Consider the following 18,905-nt stretch of genomic DNA (forward strand, 5'->3'; position numbering starts at 1 on the left):
CGCGTTCCTCGCACGGGCGACCGGTTGTTTGCGGGACATCGTCACGCGTCACGCCGGCGAGCGGATTCTCATCCTCGAGTGATCCGACGGTGCGTGGTGCACTGGACGCGGCACGGCTGCATGGCCCCGGCCCGTATCTTCACGAGGGACGATGGGAACTCGCCGATATCATCGACCTGTATGTGTGCGGCGACCTTCCCGACGAAGGCGTGGCCGAGCCTCGGTGGCCCGGCGGGTCGAGTGCCGGCTCTCGGTCGCCCGGCGGGGCGACGTGGGCCTGTCGAGAGGCGCGGTCGCGATCAGGGTGCGGCAGGGAACCACGCAGGCCCCGATCGTCACGATCCGCGACGGCCAAACGGGGGCATCGGGCGGCCGTGATCCTTTATGGGTCCTTCTGGGGGGACGAATCGGACACGGAACCCCCCAGAAGGACACAAAGATCGACTTCGCGCGGCGAACCCGCCCCATTTCGGCTACCGATCGTGACCTGAGGGAGGGTCGGGGCGGCGGTGATCCGGGTCAGGGTTCCCCATGGCTGTGATCACAACCGGACGCGCGCCCTGGGGTGCCTCTCGTGGAGCTCCGGCTCGCGGCCGGGTTTACCCGATGAGTCTCACTGTCCGTGACGGCTTTCGGGGGTGGTGGCGCCGCCGACGAGCGGGCGTGGCGCCTCTACCGGTTTTCCGTCCGATTTGTACCTTCGTAACCCTGTAGAGATCCTGCTGGTCAATTCGGTGGTGGGGGTTGGGTGGCTGCGAGGCGGGCGAGGTGGCTGGTGCGTGTGCGGTCGAAGGGTTGGTTGTTCCAGTGGTCGTCGAGTCGTAGGAGGTTGAGGGCGACGGCGGCGTAGACGTGGTGGAGGTGGGTTTTGGGGAGTCCTCGGTAGCGGGTGCGGCGGATTCCGGTGGTGGTGATGGCCTGGTGGATGGTGGACTCGACGCCGGCGCGCTGTTTGTAGTCGTTTTTCCAGTCGGGGGTGGTCTGTAGGGCGCGGGCTGCCTGCTGGGATTCGTGGATCTCTCGGGGGCGCACGAGCAGGGTGCGGCGGGCGTTGCGGGAGGTCGTGCACTGGGGGCGGGCGGGGCAGGGCCGGCAGGTCATGGCGCCGAAGGTGATGTGGATGGCGTCTTTGCCGTGGGGGCGCACGGGGTTCCAGGTGTTCGAGGTCCTGCCCTGGGGGCAGGTGGCCTGCCGCTGGTCGAAGTCGATGGTGAAGGCGGTCTGGTCGTAGCCGTTGCCGGCTCTGGCCTGGGGGGAGTTGTTAGTGAGCAGCGGGGTGACCAGGACGGTTCCGTGGGTGCGGGCGGTGTCGAGGACGAGTGCGGCCGAGGCGTAGCCGGCGTCGAGGTAGTGGCGGGCGGGGGTCAGTCCGCGGGTGGCGAGCTGGGTCTGGAGGATCGCGGTCATGGCGTTGTCGGTCACGGTCGCCTCGGTGGTCGCCACGTTCGTGACCAGGTTCGGTGGGCTGCCCGGGGCGGGCCGGCCGTCCGGGCCGAGGGGCTGGCAGGTCTCGGACAGGTGGACTTTGTAGCCAGTCCAGGTGGTGGTGTGGCGGGCGGTCCGCCGGGCGTCGAGGTCGTAGGGGGAGGTCAGTCGGGTTCTGCCCGGCGGGAGACCGTCCTGGGTCTCCCGCCGTCTGACCACCTCCCGGCCGTCCGCGTCGAGGGTGCGGACATAGTTCTGGACCAGGACCCGGCGCAGCACGTCGACGGCGGGCAGCTCGGCCAGCCAACCCGGCGTGGCCGGGTCGTACACGGCCGTCAGCAGGGCAAACCCGTCGACGCCGTAGTCGTGCGCGAGCCGTTCCCGGTCCGCCGTCGACGCCGCCGCCACCCCCCACGCGTCGACCCGGCGGCCGTACCGCCGCGACCAGGCAGCCACCTGCACCGCCCCGGCCAGCCAGTCCGGCGCCGCCACCGCCAGCACCTCCACAGCGGCCCGCACCGACTCCCCGGCCAGATCCATCCGGTTGAGGTCGCGCACCGCCGCCACCACCGACGTCGAGTCGCTGCGCGCACCACCCCCCGCCCCCAGCAGCCCACGGCCGACCAGCGCGGCCAGCAGCAGATCCAGCGCCTTCTCCTCCAACCCGTGGCGCACCAGCCGATCCCGGAACTCCACCAGCACCGACGGGTCGAACCCCTCGTCGTCAAGCTCCAGACCCAGCGCGTACTTCCAGTCCATCCCGAACCGCACCCGCGCCGCCGCCGCCCGATCCGAGAGGTTCTCCACCATCTGCAACGCCGTCACCAACGCCAACCGCCCCGGCGACCAACCCGGACGGCCCCGCCGCCCGAACGCCGCCGCGAACTCACCGTCCGCGAACAGCTCCCCCAACTCGTCACGCACCCGCATCGCCAACGGATAGGCACCCCGCCGCGCCGCCGCCCGCGCCGCCCGCGCGGTCGCTTCCGGCACCACGGGCCACGGCTCCGGCCGCATCGACATCCCACACCCCCACCACGGCCAGGATCAGCGGAAAAGCAGGCCGGCCCCGCACCCTCCACCACAGAGATCAACAACCCGCCACCGCGGCCACAAGCCGAATTGACCAGCAGGATCTGTAGAAGCGACACGGAGGTCTTCCGGGGCCGATCCGTCGTCACGCGCGGCGGCGGGGAGGGCAGTGGCGGGTCGGCGGGTGGGGAGAGGGCTCGCTCGTCGTGACGACCGACACTGACGGTGACGGCAGGGGCACCATGCATCATCGACACGGCGTGACGTCTCCTGTGTCGGCCCTCGACCGGCAACGGCGCATTGCCGTGCGTCACTGTGTAGGTCTCCTGGCCGACGTCCGGCTTGCCCGGACGTCGGCCCATCCGAGAATCACGTCGGTGGCTGCGCGTCGGGTGTCGCGGTGTAGGTGCTCACATCGACATGCTCGCGCCAGGAGGCGTCGACGCGGTCGTCGTCGGCTTCCTGGATTGCGATATGGGTCATGAAGGTCCCAGGCGCCGCGCCATGCCAGTGGTACTCGCCCGGATTGGTGACGATGGTGTCGCCAGCACGGATCTCGTGAAGCAGTCCGCCCTCAGCCTGGACGCGACCCACCCCCTCGGTGACGTGCAGGATCTGACCGAACGGGTGGCAGTGCCAGGCCGAACGCGCTCCGGGTGTGAAGTGGACGGAGAACGCTCGCAGGCGTGACGGCGTTTCGGCGATGGCCAACTCGTCGACGAAGACGCTTCCGGTGAATCGTTCGGCCGGTGCCGGCGTGCTGTCTGGATGGGTGCGAATGACGATCATGGTGTCGGCCTCCAACTGATGGCGCGGGTGAACCGGACAGTCGGGTGGCCGCCGGCGCGGCCGACGCTAGGTGCTGGAGTGGACTCAAGGTCAAACCTGCGGGGCACCCGGAGGTTGACCGGTGCGCGCGAGCTGCTCGTACTTCGTGATCTTGCCTTCGACCATCGCCAGGCAGTCGTCCAACTCGGCACGAGCGGCAAGCATTGCCCGCTGGTGCTCGCGCAGGACGTGAAGAACCCCGCCGACACCGTCGCGTCCCTGTTCTCGCTGCTCGATGTACTCACGCAGCTGTCTCAGCGGCATGCCGGTCGCACGCATCTGGCGTAGGAAGACGAGCCAACGCACCGCGTCGTCGCTGAACCGCCGCCTCCCAGCCGGGTCGCGATCAGCGAAGTACAGGAGCCCGAGCGTGTCGTAGTAGCGGATCGTGTCCACACTCAGGCCCGACTGTGCGGCAGCCGCACCGATGTACTCCACCATGGCTTCGACCGTACGATCTCCCCGGGCATGCCAGCAGCGAGATCCGCCGCCAACAACCTCATGACCCGCAACATCCAGGGGGCTGGATGCGCGGCGGAACCCAGCAGGGCGGTGATGAACACGTGGCCGCCGCCGCCCACGCCGCCGTCGCCACGGGAGATCCACCCGTCGGGCGCCAACCGGGCCGCGACGGCCGGGGTGGTCGGGGTGGTCGGGACGGTGGGATCGGCCGGGATCGCCGGACCCGGGTGGAGGGCCGGATCGGGCGGGATGACCGCATCGGTGGGCATGATCGGACCAGCCGGGTTCGCCGCGCCAGCGCAGGGCGCCGGGACCGCGTCCGCCGGGAGGCCGACGGCCAGATCGATGATCGGTTTCGCGGGCAGGTCGGGAACCGGCGAGGAGCCGATCACCTCGACCCCACGCACCCGCCCGGCCAGGACGTCCGCACCGGCGTTCTCCGTACCTGTCAGAATGCGCCCGTGGCGTGCCCGCATGACAACGGACGGTGGAATCACAACATCCACTATCACCGGTGGATCCTGGCGGTGGTGCCGCCCGGTGCCGACACCGTCCTGGACGTCGGCTGTGGCGAGGGGATGCTGGCCCGCGCCCTGCGCCCGGCGGTGGCGCACGTCACCGGCCTCGACCGGGACGAGCCCAGCATCGCCGCGGCCCGCGCCCACTTCTGCACCACCGGCCCGTCCGCCGCACCCGCGCAGGCCACCAGTACGCACGGCGTCGGCGCGGGCGCGCACGGCGCGGACGGCGGCGCGGGGGCGGGCGGCGCGGGCGCGGGGGCGGATGCCCTCGGATCAGGTGGCGGGGCCGACGCGAGCGGCGGGGGCGGGTCCGGCATCGACTATGTCGTGGGGGACGTGCTGATCCATCCGCTGGCGCCGGGCTCCTTCGACATGATCACCTCGGTGGCTGCGCTGCATCACATGGACGCCGCCGCCGCCCTCACCCGGATGCGGGAGCTGCTGCGGCCCGGCGGGGTGCTCGCCGTCGTCGGCCTCGCCCGTGTCAGCGGGCCTCGCGACCTGCCGTACGCGGCCGTGGGGGTGCTGGCGAACCGGGTGCTGCGGGTGCGCCGGGGCCAGTGGCACCAGCCCTCGCCCACGGTGTGGCCACCGCCGCTGACCTACCGGCAGATGCGCGTCCTCGCCGGTGAGCTGCTGCCCGGCTGCCAGTTCCGCCGCCGGCTGCTGTTCCGCTACACCCTGCTGTGGCAGCGACCCTCGTAGGGTTCTTCTCGCGGAGCATGAGGGTCCATCACAGCAGAACGGCCAGTGCCCGCCCGATCCCCCGGTCGGGCCCGGACCACCTGCGACGTCCTCGGCGGCACGCGCACCGTCCGACGTACCGCGTGCCCGGTGCCCGATGTCACCTGGATCATCGCGTGCGACGGCCTGGCCATCGCCGCGGCGCGGCAGGTAGCCGCGGCACGGCGATGGCGTCTCAGCGTTGGTCGCAGCGGATCACCACTTTGCCGAACTGCTTGCCCGCGAGGGCGCGGTTGATGCCGTCACGGGCGTCGGGCAGCGCCCAGGTGCTGTCGATCAGGGGTCGTACGCCGGTGCTCGCGCAGTGTCGGGCCAGCCGTCGCAGCTCCTCGGGGCTGCCCATCGCGCTGCCGTGCAGGGTGATCGACCGGACGAACAGGTCCGCGAGGTCGAGGTCCGCCGCCGCCCCGGTCACCGCGCCCGCGGTGACCACGCGGCCACCGTTGCGGACCGAGCGCAGCGAGTGGGCGATCGTGGCCGTTCCGACGCAGTCCAGGGCCGCGTCGACGGGTTCCGGCAGGGTCTCGCCCGGGGCGTACGCGCCGTGCGCGCCGAGATCCTCGACCGCGCGTCGGCGGCGTTCGGGGTCTCGGCCGCTCACCCAGACCCGCATCCCGGCCGCGACGCCCAGGCTGATCAGCGCGGTCGTGACGCCGCCGCCGGTGCCCTGGACGAGGATCGTCTCGCCGGGTTTCAGATCGGCGCGGCCGAACAGCATCCGATAGGCGGTCAGCCAGGCGGTACCCAGGCACGCCGCTTCCTCGAAGGACAGCTCCGCGGGCTTGGGGATGACGTTGGCGCGCGGCACGTGGACACGCTGCGCCCAGGTCCCGTCGACGCCCTGCGAGAGCATGCGCAGGCCGGGGTCGTGCATGGGGTCGGCGTAGCTGGGCGCGGCCAGGATGGGGTAGATGATGACGTCGTTGCCGTCCTGGTCGACGCCCGCCCCGTCCGAGCCGAGCACGCGGGGCTGGTCGCCCCCGGCGGCCCGCGCGGCCATCAGGTCGCTGTGGTTCACCGAGGCGCACCGCAGCGTCACCGTCGTCCAGCCGGGCGCGGGGGGAGCCTGGTCCCGGTCGGCGATCTGCAGCCCGGCGGCGGTGCGGCGCACGGCGAGCATCAGTTCCTCGGCAGAACGTAGGGAAGGTCGTGGCTGATCTCCATCGAGGTGATCAGCCAGCGCCCGTCGACGCGGCGTAGCCGGGAGCGGGTGTATCCGGACTCGATGGGGGTGATCGTGCCCTGGGCGCCGAAGACGCCCGCGGGCCAGCCGCCGTCGGGCTCGGCCGTGCCGACGACGTTGTAGACGAGGAACTGCGCGTCGTTGGTGGCCGTGTCGTCGTCCACGTCCACGAGATGGTTGAACGTGGTGTGGTGGCTCCAACCACGCGGCGGATGCGGGGCCATCAGCCCGGCGACGGCCTGGCCGATCGCCGCCGCGCCGCGCACGCTGCCCAGCGGCGCGCGTACGCCGTCGTGGGCGTAGTAGACGTCCACGACGGCGTCGTCGGTGAACAGGGCCGCCATCGCGTCGCCGTCGCGGTGGTCGGCCGCGCGGACGTAGCGAGCCGTGACCTCACTGATCTCGCGTTCGGGGCTCTTGGTGCCAGCCATCGCCACTCCCTCCAACTATCTGAGACTTTCAGGTATATACCTGAGACTATCAGGCAGTTTCCGGAGAGTCTCACGTAGCCTGGGGGGGTGAGCGTGCGACCGACCTTCACCGCGGAGACGCTGACCGGGGAGCTGGCACGCGGACGCTTCCCCCACATCCGCAGGTCGATGCTCGATTTCGTCGGCGCCTACCTGCTCGACTTCGAGGTTTCGGCGCATCGCGCCGGGCTCACGCTCGCCCAGGCGCGCGTGCTCGGGTTCGCGGCGCTGCGGCCGTCGTCGATGAAGGAGCTCGCCGCGCAGTTCGGCTGCGACCCGTCCAACCTCACCGCCAAGGTCGACCGGTTGATCGCCCTTGGCCTGGTGGAACGGCGACCCGATCCGCGAGACGGGCGCGTCAAGGTCATCGCCGCGACCGCCGAGGGGACCGCCGCGTCAGCGGCGCTGTGCCACAGCCGCGACTGGCTCGCCGAGGTGCTCGGCCGGCTGAGCGCCGAGGAGGCCCGCACCATCGAAACGGCGTTCGATCTGCTCATCAACCATCCCACGCCGCCCCTCGACGACCTGGCATGTCCATGACGGCGGCGGCCACGCTCCGGTGGCCGCCCGCGTGCGGCGCGGGGCGCGTCCGGCGGGTGCCGCGGCGGTTCAGAACGCGGAGATAGTCGCGGGGGCGCGTTCGGCACGGGACAGGGCGCGCAGGACGGCCACCGGGCCGTGCCGGCGGGCGGCGACGCGGGCCAGCAGGGCGAGGACCAGGTCGGTCGCGGGCTGCGGCAACGCCGGGGTCGGCACGCCGAGGCTGACGGCGAGGTCGTCGGCATGCACAGCCAGTTCCAGGACGCGGGTGCTCAGGTAGTCGTCGATGGTCAGGGTCGGCGCCACCGCGCCCAACGTCAGGACGTCGCCGGCCCGCACGCCCGGCAGGATCGCCCGCAGCTCGGCCAGCGCCGCGTCGACCTCGTCGGCCAGCGCGCCGGGGCCGCCGGCCGCGGTCGTCTCGCCGAACGCGCGCAGGCGGACGTTGAGCTCGTCCTGCGGTGGGGCGCCGACCCAGGGCGCCGTCGTGTAGTGCTCGAGCAGCGTGATCGGCTCGCCGTGCGAGGTCGCGGTGCCCAGGCGGCCGGGCACGGCCAGGATCTGCCAGGCCAGATGCCCCGCCAGCCCGCTGACCTGGAACTGCGCCAGCGCGCTGGGTGAGTCCCACCGTTCGGTGAGTTCCGGCGCGCGCAACAGGCCTGCCGCGGACACGGCGGTGTCCAGAAAGATCCGCCCGATCGAGGTCATGGCCCCATCTTGGCGCCTCGCGCCGCCCGCCGGTCACGGGGCCGCCACACCCGGCGTTCGCCGCCGGCCGCCGGTCGCCCGCCCCAGCCGCGCGCATGCCCCGCCCGGGACGGCGACCGTCGTCTCCGACGCTGCCCGCCCAGGCCCGTCGTGCCAGGTCAACACGGCGCGGCAGAGGGCGACATCCCTCGGATGTGCCCGGGGACGCCCACGGTGTGGTCTAGCCTGTGCGCTCACCGACAGTCACGAGGGGCAACGCTGTGGTCTGGAACAAGCGGGGGAACACTGGTGGTGGTGTCAGCTCCGGACGCTCCGGTACCAAGCGCGGCGGCAGTGCCCGCACGCCGATCGACGGCCGGGCGCCGGGAATGCCACCGAGTGCGTGCCCGCGCTGCCAGGGTGAGGGGCAGATCGGCAATCCCGCCATCGAACGGGACGCCGGGGAGGCGTTCTCCGGTGAGGATCTCAAGCGCTGCCCGGACTGCGCCGGATCAGGGAGGCTCCGTGGACGCTGAGGGCACCGAGGGGCCACCCGTCGAGGGCGGCGAGCAGCCGATCGTCCCGTTCATCCGACTACGCTGCGCAACCTGCCGGCGGGCCCGTGGTGCTTACCTGGCCCGCGTCGCCCGCGGCATGGCCGGCATCCCCGCCCGCGGCGGCCACGTCCCGCTCTGCCCGCACCACCGCACCCTGTGGGCCCCCGGCGAGGGCCCGGACGCCGAGCCGTCCGCCGACACCGCGCCTCACCCCGAGGCCCACCGCCCCGACCTACGTCCCGACCTACACCGCCCCGACGCACACCCCGAAGTACACCGTCCCGACCTACACCGCCCGGATGCCGCACCGCGCCGGGACGCACCGCCGCGTCCGGACCAGCCCCGCCCGCAGCCGCGTCGCCGTGGCCCGGTCTGACGGGAACCCGGCCCCCGACGCTCACCGAGATCCCACTCCGACCTGCACTTCATGACTTTGGGTCAATGATTCAATTCTTTCCGTGGTCAGCCGTGACGGGCACGGCGATCCGAGCGAGGAGAGATCCCCCCATGCGACGCATGTTCATCAAGGCGGCCACCGTGGCCGCTGTCGGCGGGCTGGCCTTCGTCGCGGCCCCGCCCTCGCAGGCCGCCACCGCCGGCCCGCAGGCCAGCGCCGCCGCGGCCGGCCCCGCGTATTTCGTGATCACCGACATCACCCGGCAGGAGTTCGTCATCAAACTGACGCAGAGCGACGACATCGCGCACGCCCGGAACCTCCTGCGCGGCGAGACCCACGATCGGCCTCACGTGCTCACCCGGATCGTCAAGAGGCCGGCCGCCTACAACCCGTGGTGGAGCTTCAACAACAACCCCGAGGTGACCGACTTCTTCGACCAGGCCATCGAGGTCTGCGACGCGACCATCCCGTACGTCGAGGAGCACCTCGACGAGGCCGGAGGCGCCTTCCTGCCCGGCGGGCTCTGGTGCGACTGGACCTCGCGCCTGGTCCGGGAGATCCCCGCCCCGTAGAAGGGGAGCGCCCGCGGGTCCCGGCACGGCGCACCGCAGGACGCGCCGGGACCCGCGAAGCCCCGCCCGGCCGGCCGGGCGGCCGGTGAACGGTTGGCCCGAACACGGACGGCAGGCCGGGGACGGTCAGGCAGGTCGGCGGGCGGTCGGGCAGGTCGGGGACGGTCAGGCGGGCCGGTGGGCGGTGACGAGGAAGGCGGTCTCGCTGAACAGGAAGTCGCCGGTGGCCTCGGCGGCGTACAGCTCGTCGCACCAGGCGTCGGCCTCGGCGGGGGTGACCTCTCCCCGGCCACGCGCGGCGCAGCGGCGCACGGCGGTGTGGACCTCGCGCAGCCGGTGGGCCAGCGCCTCGGGCAGGGTGGGAATGACGGTGGTGTGGGCGTGCACCGTGTCCAGGCGCAGGGGACCGCGACGGACGAGCCCGGCCAGGCGTCGTCCGGTCTGCGGGTCGGTGGCCGCCATGTGCGGGTAGGGCACGGGCAGCTCGGCGTAGGTGCGCAGGACCCGGCGGGCGAGGTCGCGGTCGCTCGTGGTCACGACGATCGTGTCGAAGTCGGTGTGGCCGAGCACGGCACGTCCACCGGGGCGCAGTACCCGGGCGACCTCGCCGAGCAGCGCCGCCGGATCGGCCAGGCATTCCAGGGTGTTGTGCGAGACGACCACGTCGAGGCTGCCCTCGGCCAGGGTGAGCGGCTCGGCCAGGTCATGGCGGACGATGCGCGCCGTGGGCAGCCGCAGCGCGAGCCGGCCCAGCGCCGCCTCGTCCACGTCCACCGCGGTCAGCCGGCTGCCCGGCGAGCGGCGGGCGATCTCGACCAGGGTGGGACCCGAACCGGCCCCGAGGTCGGCCACCTGGCGCGCCGGCCCGTCCACCACCAGCTCCGCCAGCAGATCCTGCACAGACCGCGGCCGCGCCGTGGACTCGGCGTCGCGTGGCGACGGCGGCGGCTGCTGCTGCTGTTCGAGGGGCACGCGCGAACCTCCGATGACCCGCACGGACCATCACGGTATGAGGCTGGGGCGATCATCAGCGTACGGGACGAACAGGCTCACCGCGGCCGTCTTCGCGTGACGTCGGCGATGGCCGTGGTGACGACCTTGTCGAGGGCTCCGGCGTCGGGTGGGGTGTCGTGGCGGCCCGCGAACAGCAGGTGCCCGGCCCCGATCAGCGTGAGCGCGAGCGAGTCGACGTCGACGTCGGCCGCGACGCGGCCCAGGTCGCGCTCGTCGGCGAGATAGCAGGCGAGCATGACACCGGCCTCGGCCAGGACCGGGACACCCGGACCGGACCCGGCCGCGCGCAGCCGGACGCGCAGCTCGTCGCGGCCGATGACGAGGCCGACGATCGCCACGGCGACCGGGTCGAACAGGTCCATCAACGCGCCGGTGAGGTTACCGGCGACGGTGCCAATCCCGGCGGACTGGCGCAGAGCGGCGGCCTGGACCTCGATCCGGGCGACGCGGCCCGCCACGAGTTCGACGAGGAAAGCGTCGAAGTCGGCGAAGTGTCGGTGCAGAACTCCCTTGGCGACACCTGCCTCGACGGTGACCGCCCGGCTGGTCAACGCACCCGGCCCATCCCGGCGCAGGACACGCTCGGCGGCGTCGAACAGCCGCCGGCGCGCGTCGTGGAGGTGCACCCCTGTCGGCACCACGCGTCCCTCCGCATCTCGGCAATCCTCACCCGGCACTCTAATGGGCACCCGCCCATTAGAGTGGGCGCGTGCCCACACTATCGCGGGAGCCCTCACGCCCTCCCGAGCAGGAGCCCCACCAACACCGACAGATGGCCGAATCGTTCGGCGTGGACCCCGCGCGGTACGACCGGGCCCGGCCCCGCTATCCCGACGCGCTGGTGGAACGGATCGTCGCCACCAGCCCCGGCCCCGACACCCTCGACGTCGGCTGCGGCACCGGCATCGCGGCCCGCCAGTTCCAGGTCGCCGGCGCGACGGTGCTCGGCGTCGACCCCGACCCGCGGATGGCCGCGTTCGCCCGGCGAAGCGGCGTCGAGGTCGAGGTCGCCACCTTCGAAGCGTGGGACCCGGCTGGCCGCCTGTTCGACGCGGTCGTCAGCGGGCAGGCCTGGCACTGGGTGGACCCGGTCGCCGGCGCGGCCAAAGCGGCGCGGATCCTGCGCCCTGGCGGCCGACTGGCGGTGTTCGGGCACGCGTTCGACGCCCCGCCCGAGGTACGGGAAGCGTTCACCGCCGTCTACCGGCAGGTGGCACCCGACTCGCCGTTGCCCCTGCGGCAGGCGGGCCGTGACCAGCCGACAAGGACCGCCGCGGACATCTACCAGGCGATGTTCGCCAAGGCCGCCGACGGTATCCGGACGGCAGGCGGGTTCGGCGAGCCGGAGCAGTGGCGATGCGACTGGGAGCGGTCCTACACCCGCGACGAGTGGCTGGACCATCTGCCCACCACCGGCGCCCTCACCCAGCTCCCGCCGGACAAGCTGGCCGACGTGCTGGACTGCGTCGGGGCCGCCATCGACACGATCGGAGGCGGCTTCACCATCCTCACCACCACCCTGGCGGCCACCGCGACACGCACCGACGCCGCCTGACGGGCAGTACCGCGGTGCGCGCGACTTTTCGCCCGATGCCGACGGAGGGCGGGGTTCGCCTTCCCGGGCTGGCCGGGCTGCTCGAGCAGGTGCGGCCCTCGGCCCGGGCGACCTTCCTCGGACCGGACCGGCGCCTCCTGCTCGCCGCCGGCCAGGGCCCGGCGGAGCTGGGTGTGCCCGTCGGGGCGTTCCTGCACCAGCCCTCGCTGGAACGTGCCCTGCGGGCCGGCATCGCCACCCTGCCCTCGGTCGACGTCCGCCTCGGAACAGGGGTGAGCGGGCTGCGTGCGGGCGCCTGCGGGGCGGTGGAGGTCGAGCTGGACGACGCCACCGTGGCGCAGGCCCGTTATGTGGTCGGCTGCGACGGCGCGGCCAGCACGGTGCGCTCGCTGATCGGCGCCGGCTACGAGGGCACGACCTTCGCGCAGCCCTGGCTCGTCGTCGACGTGCGCTCGGCCGAGGCTCTGCCCGTGCCGCCGGACATCGCCTTCGTTCTCGATCCGCGCCGGCCGGGGGTGAGCATGCCGATGCCCGGCGGGCACCGCTTCGAGTGGATGCTGCTGCCCGGCGAGGATCCCGAACGGATGACCCGGCCGGAGACCGTCGCGCGGCTGCTCTCGGCCTGGGTCGACCCCGCCACGGTCACGATCGAACGGGCGACGGTCTACACCTTCCACGCCCGGATGGCGAGCCGGTGGCGAGCCGGGCGCGTGCTGCTCGCCGGCGACGCGGCACACACCATGCCCCCCTTCGCCGGGCAGGGCCTCGCCAGCGGTATCCGCGACGCCGCGGCGCTGGCCTGGCGACTGACCGAGGTCCTCACCGGGCTGCGCGGCCACGACACGCTCGACGACTACGAGCGCGAACGCCGACCCCAGGTGGCCGCGATCACCACCCGCGCCATCCGTGCCGGCGGGGTCGTGCGGACCACCAGCCCGGCCCGCGCGGCGCTGCTGCGCACGACGCTGCGCACCGTCGCGCACACTCCCGGTCTGAGCCACGCGCTGCGCTCCGGCGCCGCACGGCCCCGGACCCGTCTGCCTCGGGCCCGCCGGCCCGCACGGGAGGGGGGCCGCTGGGCCGGCCGGATCGTGGCGAACCCGCGGGTGCGCACGCCGGACGGTGGGACCTGCCACCTCGACGACCTGCTCGGCCCGTCCTGGGCGCTGCTCGGACTCGGCGTCGACCCCTGCGGCGGTCTCCCCCCGTCCGCGCGGGCGTGGGTCGAGCGCCGGGGCGCCACCCTCCTGACGATCAGCGGTCCTGGCCGCGAGGTCCGCCTCTGCTCGTCCTGCCCCGTCGTGGAGGACCTGGACGCCACGGTGCTGCGCATGACGGGCAGGCGCGATCGCCCGCTCGTCGCTGTCATCCGCCCGGATCGCTACCTGCTCGGGGTCTTTCCGCCGGCACGCCTGGTGGGGGCGCTCACCAGCCCCGACAACCCCTGACCATCCCGGCTGGTCCCGCCCATCCATGTAGATCATGGATGGGCGGGCGCGCCGCGAGGACCGCGGCGGCCAGCGTGCGACCGTGGCCCTTCTACAGGGTCAAAGTGGACAAAATGCCCGCGAAAACCCTGTAGAAGAACCATGTTGATCACTGCGCCGGCCGCGGAGACCGCCACAACGGTCAAAGCGACGTCGATGGTGATTGCGTCGGGTAACCAAGAAGGGGGCGACGGCCGCTTGGGGGGTCGCCGACACCGACCTGGACTTCCAGCCGGCACGACGCCCGAGGCGCCACACTCCCATCTGGGACAGACGGCGACACGGGGACGACGCCGACCGCGAGGTCCTCGCCGCCCTCGCGCCCGTGCTCGCACGCCTGGTCGAGATCGCCGCAGCCAGCCCTCAACCCGCAGGAGTGGATACCGATGGTGACCCGCCCGTCTCCCCCTGAACCGACATCCGCCTTCCCCCTGGCACCCAGCCCGATCCACGTGTCCGACGAGGTCCTCGACGACCTGCGCGTCCGGCTCGCCCGGACCCGCCCGCCGCTGGACGAGGGGAACGAGGACTGGTCCTACGGCGTCCCGCGGCGCTATCTGCGGGAGCTGGTCGCCTACTGGCGCGACGGCTACGACTGGCGCGCGGCCGAGGCCGCCATCAACGCCTACGAGCACTACCAGGTGGCCGTCGACGGTGTTCCGGTGCACTTCCTGCGCAGACCCGGGCGCGGCCCCCGTCCGATCCCGCTGATCCTCACCCACGGCTGGCCGTGGACGTTCTGGCACTTCTCGAAGGTGATCGACCCGCTCGCCGACCCGGCCGCCTTCGGCGGTGATCCCGCCGACGCGTTCGACGTGCTCGTCCCGTCCCTGCCCGGGTTCGGTTTCCCCGGCCCGCTGTCCGGCTTCCCCGACGTCAACTTCTGGAAGGTCGCCGACCTGTGGCACACCCTGATGACCGAGACCCTGGGATACGAGAAGTACGCCGCCGGCGGCTGTGACATCGGCGGGCTCGTCGCAAGCCAGCTCGGCCACAAGTACGCCGACGAGCTGTACGGCATCCACATCGCCTCCGGGCTGCCGCTGGACTTCTTCACCGGCCCGCGCGCCTGGGACCTCGCCCAGAAACGGCCCCTCACCGACGACCAGCCCGCCGAGATCCGCGCCCGGATCGTCGAGCTGGAGCGCCGCTCGGCGTCCCATCTCGCCGTGCACATGCTCGACGGCGCCACCCTGGCCCACGGCCTGTCCGACTCGCCCGCCGGACTGCTCGCCTGGCTGCTGGAACGCTGGAACGCCTGGAGCGACAACGGCGGCGACGTCGAGTCCGTCTTCACCAGGGACGACATGCTCACCCATGCCACGATCTACTGGGTGAACAACGCCATCGCCACGTCGATGCGGTACTACGCCAACGCCAACCGCTACCCGTGGGTCCCCGCCCACGACCGCACCCCGGTCGTGCAGGCCCCGGTCGGCCTCACCTTCGTCACCTACGAGAACCCGCCCGGCATCCACACCGCGGACGAACGTGTGCGGGCGTACACGCAAAGCCCGCAGGCCGACTGGTGCAACCACGTCAACGTCACCGCCCACGACCACGGCGGCCACTTCATCCCCTGGGAGATTCCCACCGAGTGGGTCGACGACCTGCGCCGCACCTTCCGCGGCCGCCGCCCAACCTCCTGACCCGCCCCCGCTCCACGCCGGTTCCGCCCTGGGCCGACTCGTCGCCGCCGCACAGGGAAAGCTGGCCGTAGCTTGTCCGTACCACGGCGTCGAACAGCATCCGCATCGGCGTCTCCGCATCGATGGGGCCTTCTTCGTACCAGCCGGCACCGGCAATGATCATGATGGTTCATCGCAGCGGACCGGCCAGTTCCCGCCCGATCTCGGATCACGTCCGACATCTTCGGCGGCACACGCACCGTCCGGCGTACCGCGTCGCCGGTCGCCGGTCGCCGGTGACGCACGGCGCCTCCGCCGTCACCATCAGCTCCGGTCGTCACGACCGGCGAACCCTCCCCCCACCGGGCGACCCGCCACCACCCCTCCCCACCACCGCGCGTGACGACGGATCGGCCCCGAAAAACCTCCGCGTCGCTTCTACAGGGTTACGAAGGGACAAATGGGACGGAATACCCGGTAGAGGCGACATCTCCGCCCGTCTGCAGCGCCACCACCACCGAAGCCCATCACGGACAGTGAGATCCACGGGGTGAACCCGGCCGCGAGCCGGACATCCACGAGAAGCAACCTCAGCCCTCACCCGGGCGGACCCGCGGGATGTTCGCTACGCCCCGGCCCTCGGCGCCCTCCGACCATGACGGCACACCCCGCGGCCCTTCTCGCCGAGGTGGGTGCGGCGCCGTCGTGGTCTCCCACGACCTGCGGGGGGCCGGCCGGTCCGGCGCGCCGGCCACGCCCACGCCCACGCCCGGGCCGGGCAGGACACCGGCGGGCAGGGGCGCCGGGAACACGCCGAGCAGGTGGCGGTCGGGTCGGACGACGACGAGGCGCGGCGCGTCACCGCGGCGCAGGAACCGCAGCAGCGTGCCCTCGAGATCCTCGACGACGGTGCTGGTGGAGCGGACGCCACCGGCCACCGCCGGACCCGCCGCGCCGGGGCGGGTGACCGTGAGCAGGGTCGCGTCGCGGGCGCGCAGCCACGCGCGGGCCGCGGGCGACAGCGCGTGCTCGGGGTCGACGCCAAGGCCGAGCAGCGCCCAGGACGGGCCCAGCAGATCATCCAGGTGACCGTCCGCGCCGCCCCCCGGGCGCACGTCGTGGGTGACGCGCACGGCGGGGTTCGGCAGCACCACCGCGGCGAAGGCGAAGCGGTCGGCGCCGCGCCCCGCCACCCGCGGCAGACGGGGACGGGGCCGCAGGGCGGCGCCGCGCAGCACGGCACTGGTCAGACCGGGTGCGCGGGCGACGGCACGCAGCCCCACCCGGCACAGCGCCGCCCGTCCGGGACTGGTGGTCTGGATGACCCGGCCGGCGCGGACCGCCCCGCTGGTGATCACCGCCGCCCGCGCGCGGCGTTCCCGCTCGTAGTCGCCGAGGCCGCGCTCGTCGGACAGGCCGGCGAGGACCTCGCGCAACCGCCAGGCCAGCGCCGCCGCGTCCCCGATCCCGGCGTTGAGCCCCTGCCCGGTGAACGGCGGCATGGTGTGCGCGGCATCGCCGGCGAGCAGTACCCGCCCGACCCGCCAGCGACGCGCCATCCGGGCGTGGAAGGTGTACACGGCCGCCCGTTCGATCTCCACCGCCTCCGGATCGATCCACGATCCGAGCAGCCCGGCGACCGCGTCCGGCCGGCTCATCCGGGCCGGGTCCTCGCCCGCGCGCAGCATCCACTCGAAGCGGTGCCCGCCCGGCACCGGCATGGCCACCATCGGGCGGGCCGGGTCCAGGACGAACACCAGGTCGCCCGGCACGGGCAGCGGCTGTCGCCCGCGCACGTCGACGACGAGCCACGGCTCGGCGAAGGTGGTGCCCTCGTAGCCGACTCCCATCAGGGTGCGCACGGTGCTGGCGGCGCCGTCGCAGCCGACGACGAAGCGGGCCTGGACCACGGTGGCGTCGTCGAGGTCCACCAGCACCGAGGCGGGATTCTGGTGCAGCCCGGTGACGGCGGCACCCAGGCGGACCCGCACGCCGGGCAGTGTCGCGATACCGGCCCGCAACGCCCGCTCGACCGTCGGCTGGTAGACGAACGCGCCGACCGGCACGCCGAGTTCCGCCGGCCCGTGCCCGGTGGTGAGCAGCACGCGCCGGTCCGGCCCCAGGTAGGTCGCGCCCGCCGAGGGCAGCACCTGCTCGAGCAGGCCGGCCATGCCCGGCAGGCCCACGAGCAGGCGCAGGACCTGTGCCTCCAGGCCCGCGGCGCGGGGACGGGGGTGGGGCTCGGTGGCCGGGTCCACCACCAGCACCGACACCCCCCGCGCGCCGAGCAGCGCGGCCAGGACCGCGCCCACCGGCCCGTACCCGGCGATCAGCACGTCCGCGCGCAACGCCGCGTCCGGGGCTGTAGCGCTCACCCGCGCGCTCCTTCTGCTACGCCACGATGATCAGCCCACCATGTGGTAGAGCTGACAGTAACCTACTCATCACTCTTAGATACCGAGTGTGGTCTCTTTGTGACCCTGGGGTGGCAGGTCGGTGGTGTGCGCGGACCCACCACGAACGGCGACGCCGCGCTCGGATGCGAGCATGGGGAGACCGCGAGAGGCACGAGCCCCTCACGGCCGTGACACCAGACGCGGCGCCAGCACCACGACAGGGCGCTCCTGCCGCGCCCGCGCGTGCGGTGAACCGGAGGACGACACCGTTCGCACCGACCTGCCCCAGCCCGAACCCATCGCCGCGAGGAGATCCGTGACCCCCCACGACGAAGCGGTCACCATCCACGAGACGCGGGTAGCGGGCCCCGAGGCCGGCCCCTACGATGTGACGCCCGGCCCCGACGGAGCTTTGTGGATCACGTTCGTCCACGCCGGGCGGATCGCCCGGCTGACCCACGACGGCCACCTCGACACCTACCCGCTCATCCCGGCCTCCTGCGGGCCGTCGATCATCACCGAGGGGCCGGACGGCGCACTGTGGTTCACCCGCAACCGCGACCACCGGATCGGCCGGATCACCACCGACGGCGAGACCAGCTCCTATCCCACTCCCACCGCGCACAGCGGGCCCTTCGGCATCACCGCGGGCCCGCACGGCGCCCTGTGGTTCACCGAGATGACCGGCAACCGGATCGGCCGGATCACCACCGACGGCGCGATCGCCGAGTTCCCTCTGCCCGCGGCGGGTGGCGTCCCGGCGGCGATCACCGCCGGGGCCGGTGACACTGTCTGGTTCACCCTCAACCAGGCGCACGCGATCGGCCGCATCACCCCGGCCGGGCAGATCACCGTCTATCCGCTGCCCACCCCCGGCGCCGCCCCGGTGGGAATCTGCCGCGACGCCGAGGACACCGTCTGGTTCGTCGAGATCGCCGCGGGCCAGATCGGCCGGATCAGCCCGGACGGACACATCGAGGAGTTCCCCCTGCCCCACCGGGACGCCCGGCCGCACGCGATCATCGCCGACCCGGCGGGCACCGGCTGCTGGTACACCGCCTGGGCCGCGGGCCGCATCGGGCACATCACTGCGGACGGGGCGATTGACGAATACGACCTGCCCATCGCGTCCAGCGAACCGCACGGCCTGACCATCGCCCCGGACGGCACGGTCTGCGTCGCCCTCGAGACCGGCGGGCTCGCGCGCCTGCGGCGCGCCTGAGGTGGCCCGGCGCCGGGAGCGCGGGCAGCGCCTGGTCGACGAGCGCACGGGCGCGTCGTAGGAGGTGAGGTCACCGGTCGACGTGCCGTCGTCGAGAGCCGGCGCGTCGACGCGCGAGCACCACAGCCGACATTACTGATCCGCCTGATATGCCGGAGATACCCGTCGTTGAGACTCCGAGCGCC

The 18,905-nt window shown here is 72.9% G+C and carries 19 protein-coding genes; 9 read left to right on the top strand and 10 right to left on the bottom strand.

From position 1 onward, the window contains the following. Nucleotides 1–726: 726 nt before the first annotated feature. The 4 genes from MXD95_RS28715 to MXD95_RS29030 all read right to left on the bottom strand — a co-directional run bounded on the left by MXD95_RS28715 (nt 727) and on the right by MXD95_RS29030 (nt 4,259). A complete protein-coding gene (locus MXD95_RS28715) occupies nt 727–2,421 on the bottom strand; it encodes a transposase (RefSeq protein WP_308301569.1) in 1,695 nt (564 codons plus the stop codon). 405 nt (nt 2,422–2,826) lie between these two features. Then, a complete protein-coding gene (locus MXD95_RS24005) occupies nt 2,827–3,246 on the bottom strand; it encodes a (R)-mandelonitrile lyase (RefSeq protein WP_250642981.1) in 420 nt (139 codons plus the stop codon). A gap of 90 nt (nt 3,247–3,336) precedes the next feature. Continuing rightward, nucleotides 3,337–3,726 carry a MerR family transcriptional regulator gene (locus MXD95_RS24010; protein WP_250642983.1) on the bottom strand — a complete coding sequence of 130 codons (390 nt, stop codon included), beginning with the start codon at nt 3,724–3,726 and terminating at the stop codon, nt 3,337–3,339. Next, complete coding sequence (locus tag MXD95_RS29030) at nt 3,684–4,259, bottom strand: GrpB family protein (RefSeq protein ID WP_250642985.1); 576 nt, start codon at nt 4,257–4,259, stop codon at nt 3,684–3,686. The genes MXD95_RS24010 and MXD95_RS29030 overlap by 43 nt, the downstream gene beginning before the upstream one ends. A gap of 15 nt (nt 4,260–4,274) precedes the next feature. Between MXD95_RS29030 and MXD95_RS29035 the strand changes: the two genes are divergently transcribed. After that, complete coding sequence (locus MXD95_RS29035; RefSeq protein ID WP_250642986.1) at nt 4,275–4,973, top strand: class I SAM-dependent methyltransferase; 699 nt, start codon at nt 4,275–4,277, stop codon at nt 4,971–4,973. 214 nt (nt 4,974–5,187) lie between these two features. Here MXD95_RS29035 and MXD95_RS24025 read toward each other — a convergent pair whose 3' ends face one another. Both MXD95_RS24025 and MXD95_RS24030 read right to left on the bottom strand, forming a co-directional pair. Then, nucleotides 5,188–6,132 carry a quinone oxidoreductase family protein gene (locus MXD95_RS24025; protein ID WP_250642987.1) on the bottom strand — a complete coding sequence of 315 codons (945 nt, stop codon included), beginning with the start codon at nt 6,130–6,132 and terminating at the stop codon, nt 5,188–5,190. Beyond that, on the bottom strand, nt 6,132–6,626 hold the full coding sequence (locus MXD95_RS24030; protein ID WP_250642988.1) for a nuclear transport factor 2 family protein: 495 nt from the start codon (nt 6,624–6,626) through the stop codon (nt 6,132–6,134). The genes MXD95_RS24025 and MXD95_RS24030 overlap by 1 nt, the downstream gene beginning before the upstream one ends. An 87-nt stretch (nt 6,627–6,713) precedes the next feature. On the opposite strand from MXD95_RS24030, the gene MXD95_RS28315 reads away from it, so the two are divergent. Then, the gene (locus tag MXD95_RS28315; RefSeq protein WP_250642989.1) at nt 6,714–7,205 is read left to right on the top strand and encodes a MarR family winged helix-turn-helix transcriptional regulator; all 492 of its coding nucleotides are present in this window, start codon (nt 6,714–6,716) and stop codon (nt 7,203–7,205) included. A gap of 69 nt (nt 7,206–7,274) precedes the next feature. Here the strand turns inward: MXD95_RS28315 and MXD95_RS24040 are convergent, their stop codons facing one another. After that, entirely contained in the window at nt 7,275–7,913 is a 639-nt protein-coding gene (locus MXD95_RS24040; protein ID WP_250642990.1) for a maleylpyruvate isomerase N-terminal domain-containing protein, read from the bottom strand. Between the two features lie 260 nt (nt 7,914–8,173). On the opposite strand from MXD95_RS24040, the gene MXD95_RS24045 reads away from it, so the two are divergent. The 3 genes from MXD95_RS24045 to MXD95_RS24055 all read left to right on the top strand — a co-directional run bounded on the left by MXD95_RS24045 (nt 8,174) and on the right by MXD95_RS24055 (nt 9,418). Then, nucleotides 8,174–8,428, top strand: a complete 255-nt coding sequence (locus MXD95_RS24045) for a hypothetical protein (protein ID WP_250642993.1) — start codon at nt 8,174–8,176, stop codon at nt 8,426–8,428. Further along, nucleotides 8,418–8,825, top strand: a complete 408-nt coding sequence (locus tag MXD95_RS24050; RefSeq protein WP_250642994.1) for a hypothetical protein — start codon at nt 8,418–8,420, stop codon at nt 8,823–8,825. Before MXD95_RS24045 ends, MXD95_RS24050 begins: the two co-directional genes overlap by 11 nt. Nucleotides 8,826–8,956: 131 nt before the next feature. Beyond that, nucleotides 8,957–9,418 carry a BP74-related protein gene (locus MXD95_RS24055; protein WP_250642996.1) on the top strand — a complete coding sequence of 154 codons (462 nt, stop codon included), beginning with the start codon at nt 8,957–8,959 and terminating at the stop codon, nt 9,416–9,418. Between the two features lie 165 nt (nt 9,419–9,583). Here the strand turns inward: MXD95_RS24055 and MXD95_RS24060 are convergent, their stop codons facing one another. Both MXD95_RS24060 and MXD95_RS24065 read right to left on the bottom strand, forming a co-directional pair. Further along, on the bottom strand, nt 9,584–10,390 hold the full coding sequence (locus MXD95_RS24060) for a methyltransferase domain-containing protein (protein WP_250642998.1): 807 nt from the start codon (nt 10,388–10,390) through the stop codon (nt 9,584–9,586). Between the two features lie 77 nt (nt 10,391–10,467). Further along, nucleotides 10,468–11,073, bottom strand: coding sequence for a TetR/AcrR family transcriptional regulator (locus tag MXD95_RS24065; protein WP_250643000.1), 606 nt, complete (start codon nt 11,071–11,073; stop codon nt 10,468–10,470). 131 nt (nt 11,074–11,204) lie between these two features. Here MXD95_RS24065 and MXD95_RS24070 point away from each other — a divergent pair, with 131 nt between their 5' ends. From MXD95_RS24070 to MXD95_RS24080, 3 genes are all read left to right on the top strand, one after another. Continuing rightward, a complete protein-coding gene (locus tag MXD95_RS24070; protein WP_250643002.1) occupies nt 11,205–11,987 on the top strand; it encodes a class I SAM-dependent methyltransferase in 783 nt (260 codons plus the stop codon). A gap of 35 nt (nt 11,988–12,022) precedes the next feature. Beyond that, on the top strand, nt 12,023–13,435 hold the full coding sequence (locus MXD95_RS24075) for an FAD-dependent monooxygenase (protein ID WP_250643004.1): 1,413 nt from the start codon (nt 12,023–12,025) through the stop codon (nt 13,433–13,435). A 428-nt stretch (nt 13,436–13,863) separates the two neighbouring features. After that, nucleotides 13,864–15,123 (top strand): epoxide hydrolase family protein, encoded by a 1,260-nt coding sequence (locus tag MXD95_RS24080; RefSeq protein ID WP_250643005.1) that lies wholly within the window; start codon nt 13,864–13,866, stop codon nt 15,121–15,123. A gap of 569 nt (nt 15,124–15,692) precedes the next feature. Here MXD95_RS24080 and MXD95_RS24085 read toward each other — a convergent pair. Then, nucleotides 15,693–17,477, bottom strand: coding sequence for an FAD-dependent monooxygenase (locus MXD95_RS24085; RefSeq protein WP_250643006.1), 1,785 nt, complete (start codon nt 17,475–17,477; stop codon nt 15,693–15,695). Between the two features lie 337 nt (nt 17,478–17,814). On the opposite strand from MXD95_RS24085, the gene MXD95_RS24090 reads away from it, so the two are divergent. Continuing rightward, a complete protein-coding gene (locus MXD95_RS24090; RefSeq protein WP_250643007.1) occupies nt 17,815–18,720 on the top strand; it encodes a Vgb family protein in 906 nt (301 codons plus the stop codon). Nucleotides 18,721–18,905 lie beyond the last annotated feature (185 nt).

Origin of the sequence: Frankia sp. AiPa1 (assembly GCF_023243075.1) — a bacterium.
In the GTDB taxonomy this organism is placed as follows: Bacteria; Actinomycetota; Actinomycetes; order Frankiales; family Frankiaceae; genus Frankia.